Source organism: Cryobacterium sp. 10I1, from assembly GCF_035019805.1.
Lineage (GTDB): Bacteria > Actinomycetota > Actinomycetes > Actinomycetales > Microbacteriaceae > Cryobacterium > Cryobacterium glucosi.
Window position 1 is genome coordinate 1 of record NZ_JASJVF010000077.1, and the last position, 13,234, is coordinate 13,234.

At 66.5% G+C, this 13,234-nt stretch carries 17 protein-coding genes; 3 read left to right on the top strand and 14 right to left on the bottom strand.

Going from position 1 to position 13,234, the window contains the following annotated elements; translation table 11 throughout:
* Positions 1-33 precede the first annotated feature (33 nt).
* On the top strand, positions 34-474 hold the full coding sequence (locus tag QN345_RS08930; RefSeq protein ID WP_323508583.1) for a nitroreductase family deazaflavin-dependent oxidoreductase: 441 nt from the start codon (positions 34-36) through the stop codon (positions 472-474).
* A 13-nt stretch (positions 475-487) separates the two neighbouring features.
* Here the strand turns inward: QN345_RS08930 and QN345_RS08935 are convergent, their stop codons facing one another.
* The 10 genes from QN345_RS08935 to rpsP form a co-directional block, all read right to left on the bottom strand.
* Entirely contained in the window at positions 488-811 is a 324-nt protein-coding gene (locus QN345_RS08935; protein WP_134447605.1) for a DUF2469 family protein, read from the bottom strand.
* A 12-nt stretch (positions 812-823) separates the two neighbouring features.
* Positions 824-1,468 carry a ribonuclease HII gene (locus QN345_RS08940; protein WP_134447603.1) on the bottom strand — a complete coding sequence of 215 codons (645 nt, stop codon included), beginning with the start codon at positions 1,466-1,468 and terminating at the stop codon, positions 824-826.
* On the bottom strand, positions 1,469-2,218 hold the full coding sequence (gene lepB, locus QN345_RS08945) for a signal peptidase I (RefSeq protein WP_134447601.1): 750 nt from the start codon (positions 2,216-2,218) through the stop codon (positions 1,469-1,471).
* Between the two features lie 86 nt (positions 2,219-2,304).
* Entirely contained in the window at positions 2,305-2,649 is a 345-nt protein-coding gene (gene rplS / locus QN345_RS08950; protein ID WP_134447599.1) for a 50S ribosomal protein L19, read from the bottom strand.
* A gap of 185 nt (positions 2,650-2,834) precedes the next feature.
* On the bottom strand, positions 2,835-3,350 hold the full coding sequence (locus QN345_RS08955) for an MFS transporter (protein ID WP_323504544.1): 516 nt from the start codon (positions 3,348-3,350) through the stop codon (positions 2,835-2,837).
* A 9-nt stretch (positions 3,351-3,359) separates the two neighbouring features.
* Complete coding sequence (gene trmD, locus QN345_RS08960) at positions 3,360-4,136, bottom strand: tRNA (guanosine(37)-N1)-methyltransferase TrmD (protein WP_323508584.1); 777 nt, start codon at positions 4,134-4,136, stop codon at positions 3,360-3,362.
* Between the two features lie 9 nt (positions 4,137-4,145).
* On the bottom strand, positions 4,146-5,015 hold the full coding sequence (locus tag QN345_RS08965) for a formate/nitrite transporter family protein (protein ID WP_134447593.1): 870 nt from the start codon (positions 5,013-5,015) through the stop codon (positions 4,146-4,148).
* A 92-nt stretch (positions 5,016-5,107) separates the two neighbouring features.
* Positions 5,108-5,782 (bottom strand): ribosome maturation factor RimM, encoded by a 675-nt coding sequence (gene rimM / locus QN345_RS08970; RefSeq protein WP_241987311.1) that lies wholly within the window; start codon positions 5,780-5,782, stop codon positions 5,108-5,110.
* A 16-nt stretch (positions 5,783-5,798) separates the two neighbouring features.
* Positions 5,799-6,035: an RNA-binding protein gene (locus QN345_RS08975; protein WP_134447589.1), complete on the bottom strand. Its 237-nt coding sequence runs from the start codon at positions 6,033-6,035 to the stop codon at positions 5,799-5,801.
* A 2-nt stretch (positions 6,036-6,037) separates the two neighbouring features.
* On the bottom strand, positions 6,038-6,457 hold the full coding sequence (gene rpsP, locus QN345_RS08980; RefSeq protein WP_134447587.1) for a 30S ribosomal protein S16: 420 nt from the start codon (positions 6,455-6,457) through the stop codon (positions 6,038-6,040).
* Positions 6,458-6,737: 280 nt separating this feature from the next.
* Between rpsP and QN345_RS08985 the strand changes: the two genes are divergently transcribed.
* Positions 6,738-7,877: a glutamate--cysteine ligase gene (locus QN345_RS08985; protein WP_134447585.1), complete on the top strand. Its 1,140-nt coding sequence runs from the start codon at positions 6,738-6,740 to the stop codon at positions 7,875-7,877.
* Here QN345_RS08985 and QN345_RS08990 read toward each other — a convergent pair.
* The 4 genes from QN345_RS08990 to ftsY form a co-directional block, all read right to left on the bottom strand.
* Positions 7,874-8,665, bottom strand: a complete 792-nt coding sequence (locus QN345_RS08990; protein ID WP_134560945.1) for an LLM class F420-dependent oxidoreductase — start codon at positions 8,663-8,665, stop codon at positions 7,874-7,876. The genes QN345_RS08985 and QN345_RS08990 overlap by 4 nt on opposite strands.
* Positions 8,666-8,759: 94 nt before the next feature.
* Positions 8,760-10,352 (bottom strand): signal recognition particle protein, encoded by a 1,593-nt coding sequence (gene ffh, locus QN345_RS08995; RefSeq protein ID WP_134447582.1) that lies wholly within the window; start codon positions 10,350-10,352, stop codon positions 8,760-8,762.
* A gap of 40 nt (positions 10,353-10,392) precedes the next feature.
* Positions 10,393-10,896, bottom strand: coding sequence for a DUF2004 domain-containing protein (locus QN345_RS09000; RefSeq protein WP_134447581.1), 504 nt, complete (start codon positions 10,894-10,896; stop codon positions 10,393-10,395).
* Positions 10,897-10,903: 7 nt separating this feature from the next.
* Entirely contained in the window at positions 10,904-11,779 is an 876-nt protein-coding gene (gene ftsY / locus QN345_RS09005) for a signal recognition particle-docking protein FtsY (RefSeq protein ID WP_134447580.1), read from the bottom strand.
* A 149-nt stretch (positions 11,780-11,928) separates the two neighbouring features.
* Here ftsY and QN345_RS09010 point away from each other — a divergent pair.
* Positions 11,929-13,234 (top strand): FAD-dependent oxidoreductase (locus tag QN345_RS09010; protein WP_323508585.1); only part of this gene is annotated, 1,306 nt, incomplete at its 3' end.

Here is a 13,234-nt window from a genome sequence, read left to right on the forward strand (position 1 = left end):
ACCGACACCGACGCAGGTTACTAGGCTGGACCCATGGGACTACGCGACAGGTCGGTCGACCTCGGCATGAAGACGATGAGCCTGATGCACCGGGCCGTGCTCAAGGCATCCGGTGGACGTTTGCTCGCCTCGTTCGGGCCGATCCCGGTGGTCGAACTGCACACGATCGGCCGCTCGACGGGCAAGCGCCGCACGACCATGCTCACGGCCCCGATCCACGACCGGAACCGCTTCGTGCTGATCGCCTCGAAGGGCGGCAGCGACCGGAACCCGCAGTGGTACCTCAACCTCGTTGCGAACCCCGACGTCGAACTCACCGTGCACGGCACGACGAAGAAGCTGAGGGCACGCACGGCAGACGCAGCGGAGAAGGCGGAACTCTGGCCGCAGATCGTCGCCGCATACAAGGGGTACGAGGGCTACCAGCAGAAGACCAGCCGGGACATCCCGGTCGTGGTCTGCGAGCCCCGCTAGAACGACCAGCCGGCTACTCGTCGAGCGCGAGTTCCTTGGGCAGTTCGAATTCCTTCGAGGCGAGTTCCTCGACGTTGACGTCCTTGAACGTCAGCACGCGCACGGACTTCACGAAACGGTCCGACCGGTACACGTCCCAGACCCAGACGTCCTTCATGTTCAGTTCGAAGTAGAAGTCGTGCTCGGTGTCCCGGCGCACGAGTTCGACCTCATTGGCCAGGTAGAAGCGCCGTTCCGTCTCGACGACGTACTGGAACTGCCCGACGACATCCCGATATTCGCGGTACAGGGCCAACTCGACCTCGCGGTCGTAGTCTTCGAACTCTTCTTCTTCCATGGTGAGACAATCCTACGCTGAGATGGTCAGCCACGATTTGCGATGGAGCCCTGTCGGTCCGAGGCGCCCGATCGCAGCCATGTGCTCCGCACTGCCGTAGCCCTTGTTGCCCGCCCACCCGTAGCCGGGCGTGACCGCATCCGCTGCGATCATCAGCCGGTCGCGGTGCACCTTCGCGATCACGGATGCCGCGGACACGGACGCACAGTCCTGGTCGGCCTTGATCCGGGTCAGCACGGAGAGGGGCGTCGCGAGGGCCTTGTTGAGGTAGTCGTCGTTGCCGTCGAGCAGCACGACGCTCCCCCGGACGTCCACGCCGGCGGCGAACAGTTCGGCGAGGGCCCGTTTGCCCGCGAGCCCGAGTGCGGCGATGATGCCGATCTCGTCCACCTCCTTCGCGGAGGCGAGTCCGACCGCGGAGTGCAGCACCCAGGCGACCGCGAGCGGTGCGAGGGCCTCACGGCGCCGCTCGCTGAGCATCTTCGAGTCGCGGAGACCGACCGGCATCGTGCCGTGCGTGCCGTCGATCGCGGCGACGCCGACCCCGACCGGTCCGGCGAGGGCACCACGTCCGACCTCGTCGCAGCCGATCACGCAGCTCGCGCCTTCGGCGAGCAGGCCGAGCTCGACCTCGAGGGTCGGATCGCAGACGGCCATCTACTTCGTCTCCGGGGAAACCCCTCGGAAGACTTCCGGGTAGTCGTCGAGCCAGGTCCAGCGGGACAGCGGCCAGCTGATCACGAGGGCGCGGCCGACGACGTTGTCGATCGGCACGAAGCCCTTGCCAGGGGTGTCCCCGTTGTACCGGGAGTCCTTGGAGTTGTACCGGTTGTCGCCCATCACCCAGAGCGAGTTCTCCGGTACGACGACGTCGAAGTTGTCCTTGGACACGGCGCTCGCCCCGGCAGGGAGGTTCACATACGGCTCAGAGAGGGGCACGTCGTTGACGCTCAGCTGGCCGAGGGCGTTGCAGCAGCTGACGTGGTCGCCGGGCAGTCCGATGACGCGCTTGATCAGGTGGTCGTTGCTGTCCGGCGCGGAGAGGCCGACGACGGAAAGGAGCCAGTCAAGGCCGGCGGCGACGGGGTTCTGCTGCACGGCAGCCTGCGGGAGGAGCCACCCGCCGGGATCGCGGAACACGACGACGTCACCGCGCTGGATGGGCATGAGCTTCGGTTCCAGCTCGTTCACGATGATGCGGTCGTTGACCAGGAGGGTGTTCTCCATCGACCCCGAGGGGATGTAGAACGACCGGACGAGGAAGGTCTTGATCAGGAACGAGATGAGCAGCGCCACCACAAAAATGATCAAGAGGTCGCGAAAGAAGATCGCAACGCCGCGCTTGCCGCGCTGTGGTGCTTCTGATGCCAGGCGATCCGATCGCGTGGGCAGAGAATTGTCTGTCATTAAACCGCCTGAGCTCCTGACCCAGTGTACGGGTCAGGAGCTCAGGGTGAAACGCAGCCGGGGCTGGGAATCGGGTGTGACGAGTCTTAGTCGCGCTTTTCCTTGATCTTGGCCTTCTTGCCACGCAGGTTGCGCAGGTAGTACAGCTTCGCGCGACGCACGTCTCCGCGGGTGACGACCTCAATGTGGTCGATAACCGGGGAGTGCACCGGGAAGGTACGCTCGACGCCGACCTGGAAGCTGACCTTGCGAACGCAGAACGTTTCGCGGACGCCTTCGCCGGAACGGCCGATGACGACACCCTGGAAGACCTGCACGCGCGAGCGTGCGCCTTCAACGATGTTGACGTGAACCTTGACGGTATCGCCGGCACGGAACGCCGGGATGTCCTTCCGGAGTGATGGGGCATCCACCTGGTCGAGAATATGCATATTTGTTCGCTCTCTGTATCCGCCACAGGACGAAGACGGCTGAGGTCGCCCGCGCACACAGGTGCTGGGCGACGACTGATGAGGTTAAGACCGTGCCGAACGGTGCAGCTCCCCTGTGGCAGAGGCATGCTACGGCACAATCGCTGATTATGTCACGATCCGCGCCTCCGGCAAAACCGGGCCGGCTAGGTGTCTTTCGGCTTCTCCCGCACGACGATGACCGACGGGTCAGGGGTGGGTTCGAAGCCGATGGGCGACGGATGCTCCCCCGCGGCCGGTTCGGTCGGGGCGCCACCTCTGGCGGTCTCGTCGATCAGCACGATCATCGCCTGCATCCGGCTCCTGGCACTCGCGAAGAGCTCCCAGATGGCGAACCAGAAGGCTGCGAGCCCGACGAGCACGACCAGGAACGGCAGCCAGCTCGCACCCGCCGTGAAGCCGGAGGCCACGATCAGGGCGTGCCACAGGGTGAGCACGCCGACGTCACGCCAGGACACCGCCCGCTCCAGCCGCACCTCGGTGCGGGCGAAGAAGAGCAGGGCGACGGCCAGCAGGCCGAGGCCGAGCACGATGCCGCCGAAGAAGCTGCCGAGCACGGCCCATCCGCTCGACTTGAAGAGGGACGCGCCGATCAGGAGCCACGCCGGAAGCACGAGCACGGCAAGGAATTGCCAGCGATAGAAGACCCTGCGTAGGAACACGAAGCCAGACTACTCGCGGACGCCTTCGGCTGGCTCTGCGTTCGCTGGAGGCAGAAGGTCGGGCCGGACCCGCATGGTGCGCTCGAGCTGCTGGTCGTGGCGCCACGTCGCGATGGCACCGTGGTTGCCGCTCAGGAGCACCGGGGGCACGTCGAGACCGCGCCAGCTGGACGGCTTGGTGTAGCTCGGGTATTCGAGGAGTCCGTCCTCGTGGGACTCCTCGACGAGGCTCTCCGGGTTGCCGACCATGCCGGGGATGAGCCGACCGACGGCCTCGATCATGGCCATCACCGCGACCTCTCCCCCGTTGAGCACATAGTCGCCGAGGCTGACCAGCCTGACGCGCCCGCGGGAGGCGAAGTGGTCGAAGACGCGTTGGTCGATGCCTTCGTATCGCCCGCAGCCGAAGACGAGGTGCGGTTCCGCGACCAGTTCGCGGGCCATCTTCTGGGTGAAGAGGTCGCCGGCCGGGGACGGGAAGATCAGGAGCGGCCCTGCGTCGTTCGCCGTGGCATCCGCTGCCGCGTCGCCGCCAGCTTCAGTGGGCGCGCCGGTGGTCTCGTCGAGGATCGCGTCGAGAGCCTCGCCCCAGGGTTCCGGCTTCATCACCATGCCGGCGCCGCCGCCGTACGGGGTGTCGTCGACGGTGTTGTGCCGGTCGTGGGTGTGGTCGCGCAGGTTGTGCACGAGCACCTCGATGAGTCCGGACTGCCTGGCCTTGCCGAGCAGGGAGACGCCGAGGACAGAGAAGAACTCCGGGAAGATGGTGAGGATATCGATGCGCACGAAGAAAGCCTAGGCGTGGACGGGAACGGACTCGTCCGCGGTTTCGGCGTCGGTCGCGGTCGTAGCGCTCGCTTCCAGGTGGGCGGCACGGTTGACCCGGGTGCGGTGCGAGAAGTACACCGGCAGGGCGGTGAAAAGGATCGCACCGAGCAGGTTGCCGACGAGAACGGGAATCTGGTTCCAGAGCAGCCACTGGCCGATGCTGATCGGGGCGCCGAGCATCATGCCGGCGGGGATGACGAACATGTTCACGATCGCGTGCTCGAGTCCGAGGCTGAAGAAGATCGTGACCGGAAGCCACATCGCGAGGATCTTTCCTGCGGTGGACTTCGACGTGTAGAACATGATCGTGCCGATCGCGACCATCCAGTTACAGAGCATCGCCTTGATGATCGCGACGACGATTCCGCCAGGGCCGACCGCTTCATACGGCAGAACCTTGTGCTCGGCTAGATGCACGATGGCCTGGACCATCGGGTCTGTGGTCACGGTGCCCATGTAGGTGATCGAGACGACGTAGAGGAAGCCGAAGAGCACGGCGCCGAACAGGTGGGCGGCGATGACGACACCGAAATTGGTGAGGCCCTTTTTAATGGTCGTTCGTCCCTCGAGGATCGCGAGCGGGATCAGCGCGAAGCTTCCCGTGACGAGCTCGAGTCCGAGCAGCAGGATAATGGCGAATCCGACCGGGAACAGCACGGCGCCCACGATGGGAAGCCCGGTCTGGGCGGCCGCGGTCAGGGACACCGCCGTTGCCGCGCCCAGGATCGCCCCGGACAGGGTTCCGCGGATGATCATCTGCTTAATGGTCAGGTTCGATTTAACGACACCCGAATGAATGATGTCATCGATGAGTTTGTCGGGCTGGACGTACGACACAGGCGGTTCTCCTTGCAAGGGCTGCCGCGTCGTGGGGAGTGGAGGAGCCAGCGGGCGCGGCGCGCCTTCCCCCGGGTTGATCCCGGTCGCGCCTATGCGCCGTTCTGGTCTGGTGTGTGCTCGGCGTCCGGCTCGGCACCGGCGTCGGGTTCGTGGGTTGCGGCATCCGCTTCGAGCGGGGTTTCGGGCTCGTCGTCCGGCTCCTCGGGGAGCTCTTCGAGCAGTCCGGGCGGAGGGGTGATCGTGACGATACCCGTCGCGATGTCGACGGAGGGAACGATTGCCTTCACGAAGGGCACCATGACGTCACCGGTCGCGGTCTTGACGATCAGGAGGTCCTGGGCCGGAAGGTGTTCGAGACGGCCGATGGTACCGATCTGCACCCCGTCACGCACGACCTTGAGGCCGACGAGCTGGTGGTCGTACCAGGCGTCTTCTTCGTCGGATTCTTCGTCGTCGTCCTGGTCGATCCACAGGATGGCCTTGGCGAGTGCCTCAGCCGCTTCCCGGTCGGGGACATCCTTGAAGAAGCCGACGGCGTGCTGGTTGTACCAGCGGAGCTCGACGAGCTCGATCTTCTTACCGTGCCACGGGGACCCGGTTGGAACCTGAAGCGTGAACACGGCGCCCGGGACGAAACGTCGCCCCGGGTCATCCGTGAACAGTTCGAGCTTGATGGCGCCCTTGAGGCCATGGGCCTTGGTCAGGCGACCAACCCGCAGCTGGGCTCGGGGCGACTGGGCTCTGGGTACCAGAGTGTCGTTCACGAGGCTCACCGCCGGCTCAGAAATCGGTGTCGACGACGTCGACCCGCACGCGCTTGCCATCGGCCAGGGCAGCCACAAGGGTGCGCAGGGCCTTTGCGGTCCGTCCGGAACGACCGATGACGCGGCCGAGGTCCTCGGGGTTCACGCGAACCTCGAGCACCTCGCCACGCGGTGAGTTCTGGGCAGCAACGTGCACATCGTCCGGGTGGTCAACGATTCCCTTGACGAGGTGCTCAAGCGCGGGTGCGAGCAAAATTACGCCTTGTCCTCTTCTGTTGCGTCAGCGGCTTCGGCGACGGGCGCCTCTTCCTTGACAACGGGCTTCTCAGCCTTGGGCTTGAGAACCGGCTTCTTCTTCTCGTCGGCGACGAAAGCGACCTTGGCCTCTTTGATCTTGACGGTGCTGACGGCGTTCTTGTCACCCTTGAACTTGCCCCAGTCGCCGGTCAGCTTGAGGAGAGCCTCAACCTGCTCGGTGGGCAGGGCGCCAACGCCGAGCCAGTACAGTGCACGCTCGGACTTGATCTCGATGACCGAGGGCTCCTGCGTGGGGTGGTAGATGCCGATTTCTTCAATGACGCGACCGTCGCGCTTGGTGCGCGAGTCGGCCACAACGATGCGGTAGTACGGCGCACGAATCTTGCCCATGCGCTTCAGACGGATTTTGACAGCCACAATTCTCCTGTGTATTTGATTTTTGGCGAACTGAGGGCCGTGAGCGTGGGGGCACACTCGGCACAAGCTCAAGATGGTTTTTTCCTGCGTCAGAGTAGAGGGTCGGGCGCAGGAGAACTCGACTAATCATTCTGTCAGATGTCGGCCCCAATGTGATAATCGACCGGGCACCGGGTGTCCGCCGAAAGCGGATTCCGCGTTCGTGCGGGAGGCCGCCTGCAATCGGTGTCAGGATTGTGACCAGCACCCAGCCGGGTGCCACGCGACCAAAGGACCGCACGTGGGAATCGAATTCGCCCGATCAGCGCGATCGACGATCGGCATCGAATGGGAGATCGCGCTCGTCGACCGGTCGACCGGTGACCTCGTCTGCATCGCCGACGAGGTGCTCGATGCCCTGCGCGGCCCCGACGGGTCGCCGCACCCGCACATCACCGGAGAGCTGCTGCTCAACACCGTCGAGCTCGTCTCCGGTGTTCACACGACCGTGGCGGGCGCCGTTGCGGATGTCTACGGCCAGGTCGACGAGGTCAGGGCGATCACGGACCCACGGGGCGTCGACCTCATCTGCAGCGGCTCGCATCCGTTCGGCCAGTGGTTCGACCAGGAGGTCACGGACAAGGAGCGGTACCACAAGCTCATCGACCGCACCCAGTGGTGGGGCCGGAACATGATGATCTGGGGCATCCACGTGCACGTCGGCATCGAGGACCGCGACAAGGTCATCCCGATCCTGAACGGCCTGCTCGGCTATCTCCCGCACCTGCAGGCGCTCTCGGCGTCCAGTCCGTTCTGGGCGGGCGTCGAGACCGGCTATGCGTCGAATCGCGCGCAGATGTTCCAGCAGCTGCCGACGGCGGGGCTGCCCTGGATTCTCGAGGACTGGGCGAGCTGGGAACGGTATGTCGAGGACATGACCCGAACCGGGATCATCGACGACATGACCGAGGTGCGCTGGGACATCCGCCCCTCTGCCCGTTGGGGCACCATCGAGATTCGCGCCTGCGACGGCGTGTCGACGGCCACCGAACTCGGGGCGATCGCCGCGCTCATCCAGTGCCTCGTCGAGTGGATGTCCACCGAGCTCGACGCAGGACGCCCGGTCCCGAGCATGCAGCCATGGTTCGTGCGCGAGAACAAGTGGCGTGCGTCGCGATATGGGCTCGATGCGGAGATCATCCTCGACTCGAGCGGCGCCGAACGACTCGTGACCGACGACGTGCGCCGGCTGATCGGCGTGCTCTCCCCCACCGCGGAACGCCTCGGTTGCCTCACCGAACTGCTGCAGCTGAACGGCATCCTGGATGCCGGCGCGAGCTACCAGCGCCAGCTGCGCGTCGCCGCGGCGAACGGCGGCAGCCTGCCCGCCGTCGTGGCCGCGCTCAGCGCGGAACTCCGCGGCGGCACCTTGCCCGTTTAGGCGGCGTTCTTGGCGTCGCGCCAGGCCAGCCAGTCCGTCAGCGGGGCGAGGTCATACGCCGGCCCGGAGAGCCCGATCGTGAACAGGCGGGCCCCGAGCGCATAGAGCTCGTCTGCCTCGTCGACCGTGCGGCCGCGCAGCTCCGTGGACACCTCGATCTCGGCCGGGTCGCGCCCGACCGTCGCGCACCAGTCTGCGAGGACGCCGAGCTTGTGCTCGAGTACCTCGGGGCTCGAGAAGGAATGCCAGATGTCGGCGTGCTTGGCGACGATGCGCAGGGTCTTCTTCTCCCCACCTCCGCCGATCAGCACCGGGATCTTCCGGGTGGGCGGCGGGTTGAGCTTGCCCCAGCGCGCCTCGATGCGTGGGAGGTTCTCCGCGAGGGCGTCGAGCCGGCTGCCGACGGTGCCGAACTCGTAGCCGTACTCGTCGTAGTCGCGCTCGAACCAGCCGGAGCCGGTGCCGAAGATGAAGCGGCCGCCGCTGATGTGGTCGATCGTGCGGGCCATGTCGGCCTGCAGGTCGGGGTTGCGGTAGCTGTTGCAGTTGACGAGGGCGCCGATCTCGATCCGGGAGGTCTGCTCAGCCCACGCGGCGAGGATCGTCCAGGATTCGAAGTGCAGCCCGTCCGGGTCACCGGAAAGCGGGAAGAAGTGGTCCCAGTTGAAGGCGACATCGGTGCCGAGTGCTTCGACCTCTGCGACGGTGTCGCGGATCTTCGTGTACTCGGCGTGCTGGGGCGCCACCTGCGCGCCGATGCGGACGGGACCGGGCTTCGTGAGTGTCATGCGCCCAGCCTAAACGCCCGAGGCATACCTGTCCGGTCGAGAGTTACCCGCTGAGCGGTCACTCTCGACCGGAAAGGTACAGGGAGCGGTACGGTTAGCGGCCGAGCATCTTCTGCAGGGCGGCCATCTCCTCGTCGGTGGGACCGCCGGGCTTGCCGGCGACTGCCGGCTTGCGGCCGCCGAGGCCGAAGCCGGTGCCGCCGCCGGTCGGTGCCTCAGCGCCGGCGCCCGCCGGCTTCTCACCGGACGCGATCGCGAGGTTCTCCGCGGCACGCTTGGCCGGGTTGCCCGACTTCGAGCCCTTCTTCTTCGCCTGCTGGGGCTTGCCGCGCCCACCGCCGAGGCCGGGCATCGGCCCCATGCCGGGGATGTTCGGCATTCCACCTCGGGCGACGGTCTTCATCATCTTCGCGGCCTGCTCGAAGCGCTGCACGAGCTGGTTCACCTCGGTCACGCTCGAGCCGGAGCCCCGCGCGATGCGCAGCCTGCGTGATCCGTTCAGGAGTTTCGGGGTGGTGCGCTCGGCCTTGGTCATCGACTGGATGATGGCCTCTGTGCGCACGATCTCGCGCTCGTCGAAATTCTCGAGCTGCTGCTTCATGGCCCCGGCGCCCGGGAGCATGCTCATCATCTTCTTGATCGAGCCCATGTTGCGCAGCTGCTGCATCTGGCCGAGGAAGTCGTCGAGGGTGAAGGTGTCGGTCTGGAACTTCTCGGCGAGCTTGCGCGCCTCGTCCTCGTCGAAGGCGCCCTGGGCCTGTTCGATCAGGGTGAGGATGTCACCGAGGTCGAGGATCCGGCTCGCCATCCGGTCGGGGTGGAAGGGCTCGAAGTCGTCGAGGCTCTCACCCGTCGACGCGAACATGATCGGGCGTCCCGTCATCGAGGCGACCGAGAGGGCTGCTCCACCGCGGGCGTCACCATCGAGCTTGGTCAGCACGACGCCGGTGAAGTCGACGCCGTCCTGGAACGCCTTCGCGGTCGCGACGGCGTCCTGGCCGATCATCGCGTCGATCACGAAGAGGACCTCGTCGGGGTCGATGGCCCGGCGGATGTCTGCGGCCTGCTTCATCATCTCGGCGTCGACGCCGAGGCGGCCGGCCGTGTCGACGATGACCACGTCGTGGAGCTTCTGCTGGGCGAACTTCACGCCGTCGCGGGCGACCGTGACGGGATTGCCGACGCCATTGCCCGGTTCTGGTGCGTACACGGGCACGCCGGCCTGCTGCCCCACGACCTGGAGCTGGGTGACGGCATTCGGACGCTGGAGGTCGGCGGCGACGAGGATCGGGGTGTGCCCGTCCTTGGCGAGCCACTTCGCCAGCTTGCCGGCGAGGGTCGTCTTGCCCGCGCCCTGAAGGCCGGCGAGCATGATGATGGTCGGCGGCTTCTTCGCGAACTCGAGGCGGCGCTGCTGGCCGCCGAGGATGCGGATGAGTTCCTCGTTGACGATCTGCACGACCTGCTGGGCCGGGTTGAGCGCCTTGCTGACCTCGTCGCCGAGGGCGCGCTCGCGCACCTGCGCGGTGAAGTCCTTGACGACGTCGAGGGCGACGTCGGCGTCGAGGAGGGCGCGACGGATCTCGCGCACGGTGCCGTCGACATCCGCCGCACTGAGCTTGCCCTTGGTGCGGAGATTCTTGAACGTCTCGGCCAGGCGATCTGAGAGGTTTCCAAAAGTAGCCATTGTGGTTCTACTTTAACCGGTGTTGCCCGGTCTCGAATCCTCAGCTGTCGAGCGAGATCACGATCGTGTCGCCGTGCACGTCGAGCGTCACGACGATCAGGGCGTCGGTCTCGGTGGGGCTGATCGAATAGTCGAGCACCGCGAAGTGCTCGTCGTTCTTGATGTGGTGCGGGTGGAAGCCGATCCGTTGCAGCTGGATGGAGCGGAGGAAGTCGATCTGCTTGTCGCCGGAGTCCCAGATCAGGGCGTCGTCGATGACCTCCTCATCGAGTTCCTCGAGGCACTGGTTGATGTAGAGCGCGGTGACGGACCCCTCGGCGCTGAGTTCGGCGACGAGCGATTCGCGGGCCTGCGAGTCGAGGTCTTCGAGGGAATTGATCATGAACGCCGCGATGTCGAGCGCCTCGACGGAAACCGAGGACTCATCAGGCGAGCTGAGGTCGATCTCGATGTCCTGGTCGCCCAGTTCCGCCGAATCCGACCAGTAGATCTCGCCTTCGTCGTCGCTGCCGAGGATTCCGAAGAAATCGTGTTCGATGGTCATGGTCGTCCTATCCGACGAGTTTTTGCGCGAAGACGTGCGGGGTGAATCCGGTGAGGTCGTTGATGCCCTCGCCCTGGCCGACGAGCTTGATCGGAATACCGGTCTTCTCCTGCACCGCGAGCACGAATCCGCCCTTGGCGGAGCCGTCGAGCTTCGTGAGCACAAGCCCGGTGACCCCGGCGTGCTCGATGAAGGCCTCGGCCTGGGCCAGCCCGTTCTGGCCGGTGGTCGCATCGAGCACGAGCAGCACCTCGGCGATCGGCGTCTGCTTCTCGATGACGCGACGGATCTTGGTCAGCTCGTCCATCAGGCCGCCCTTGGTCTGCAGGCGGCCGGCTGTGTCGATGATCACGATCTCGGTGCCGGTCGCGATCGCGCGCTCCACGGTCTGAAAGGCGACGGATGCCGGGTCCTGGCCCTGGGCCTGCGGCTTCACGATCTCGGCGCCCGCGCGTTCGGCCCAGGTGGCGAGCTGCTCGACAGCGGCGGCCCGGAACGTGTCCGCAGCCCCGATCAGCACGCTGCGGTCATAGACGCGCAGGAACTTGGCGAACTTGCCGATCGTGGTGGTCTTCCCGACGCCGTTCACGCCGACGACGAGCACGACGGCGGGGCGCGCGCTGAGGTTGAGGGTCGAGTCGAGCCGGGAGAGGCGTTCCTCGAGGCCTTCGCGCAGCATCCGCTGCAGGTCGGCCGGGTCTGTCGTGTGGTACCTGGCGACCTTGGCGCGCAGGTCAGCGACGATGTCCTCGGTGATCTGGGGGCCGAAGTCGGCCTGGATGAGTGCGTCCTCGAGGTCGTCCCAGGTGTCGGCGTCGATCGTCTTCTTCGCGAACATGCCGCGCAATGCGCCGGAGAGTGACCACGGGGTGCGTTCTGCCATGTCTCTACCCTAAGCGCGGGACCCTGCCTCCGGGCGCGAGCGTGCCATCGACACCGGGTCGGCCGCGGTTTCAGTCGCGGGGTTGGCTGCGAGGCGGGATAGGCCGAGACTCGGCCGTGTACGCGTTTCCGACTCGTTGTGGAGGAATGATGACACCTGAATCTCCGTCCGACCGCGCGCTCACCGACCTCGCGGAGGCCATGGACGGCAGGCTCGTCCGTGCATACGACGATGACTGGGACAGTGCCCGCGCCCCCTGGAACCTCGCGATCGACCAACGGCCGGTCGCCGTCGCGTACCCGGCCGGGCCGGAGGACCTGCGGCGGATCCTCGCCGCCGCCCGCGCCGACGGGCACCGGGTGGTGGTGCAGCCGCGCGGACACGGCCCGAGCGGCGACCTCGCCGGATGCATCCTCGTCCGCACGAGCGCGTTCGACGAGATCGTGATCGATCAGAAACGACGCGTGGCCAGGGTCGGCTCCGGCGTGTCCTGGGGTGCCCTGCTGAGCCGCCTCGATGGTTCCGGGCTCGTGGCGCTCGCCGGGTCCAATCCCGATGTGAGCGTCGCAGGTCACGTCCTCGGGGGCGGTCACTCCTGGTTCAGCCGCTGGCGCGGGATCGCGGCCCGCAGCATCCGTGCGGTCGAACTCGTCGATGCAGGCGGTGAGCCGCGCCGGGTCACCGCGGACAGCGATCCGGAACTGCTGTGGGCGCTGCGCGGCGGCGGCGGGCTGTTCGGCATCGTGACCACGCTCGAGATCGACCTGTATGCGGCTCCCGACCTCTTCGGCGGAACGATCGTCTTCCCCGCGTCCGCCGCAGGGACCGTCTTCGGTAGCGTTGCGGCGATCATGGCGGATGCCCCGCCCGAGTTGAGTATCTTCTTCGGCCTGACCAATCTGCCCGACATCGAACAGGTGCCCGCGCCGCTCCGCGGCCAGACGATCGCGAGCGCCGAGGTGGTCTTCGTCGGAACCGCTGAGGACGCCGCGCCCCTCCTCGCACCGCTGCTCGCAAGCGCACCGGTGCTCGCCGACGAGACCCGGCCGTTCACGATCGGGCACCTCGCCGAGGTCGCGGCCGAACCGACCGAACCGGCCGCCACAATCGAGTGGACGGCCGCGATCACGTCCTTCGCCGGTGGAGACGAAGCGGGCCTCGGCGCCCTCGCGCGGGCCTTCCAGGAGGCCACTCCTGCGGGCCTGACCGTTCTCGGCCTGCGTGCCCTCGGCGGTGCCATTGCCGAGCAGGGGGCGGATGCGGCGGCGGTCGCCGGCCGTCTCGACGCACGTTTCCTGGCCTTCGCCGGTTCGTTCCTCACGGAACAGCGGCCCGCCGACCCGGAGGCCGTGTTCGGTCCGCTCCGCCGGGCGCTCGAGGGGAGCACCCTCGGCCTGACCCTCCCGACCTTCCTCACCGCCGGCCAGGCTCTGACCTTCAGTTTCCCTCCTGAAT

Bases quoted from the DNA above. Each gene is read 5' to 3' on its own strand.
- QN345_RS08930 (WP_323508583.1), top strand. From the start codon at position 34: ATGGGACTACGCGACAGGTCGGTCGACCTCGGCATGAAGACGATGAGC.
- rplS (WP_134447599.1), bottom strand. From the start codon at position 2,649: ATGCATATTCTCGACCAGGTGGATGCCCCATCACTCCGGAAGGACATC.
- QN345_RS08935 (WP_134447605.1), bottom strand. From the start codon at position 811: ATGGAAGAAGAAGAGTTCGAAGACTACGACCGCGAGGTCGAGTTGGCC.
- QN345_RS09000 (WP_134447581.1), bottom strand. From the start codon at position 10,896: ATGACCATCGAACACGATTTCTTCGGAATCCTCGGCAGCGACGACGAA.
- lepB (WP_134447601.1), bottom strand. From the start codon at position 2,218: ATGACAGACAATTCTCTGCCCACGCGATCGGATCGCCTGGCATCAGAA.
- QN345_RS08940 (WP_134447603.1), bottom strand. From the start codon at position 1,468: ATGGCCGTCTGCGATCCGACCCTCGAGGTCGAGCTCGGCCTGCTCGCC.
- ftsY (WP_134447580.1), bottom strand. From the start codon at position 11,779: ATGGCAGAACGCACCCCGTGGTCACTCTCCGGCGCATTGCGCGGCATG.
- QN345_RS08990 (WP_134560945.1), bottom strand. From the start codon at position 8,665: ATGACACTCACGAAGCCCGGTCCCGTCCGCATCGGCGCGCAGGTGGCG.
- ffh (WP_134447582.1), bottom strand. From the start codon at position 10,352: ATGGCTACTTTTGGAAACCTCTCAGATCGCCTGGCCGAGACGTTCAAG.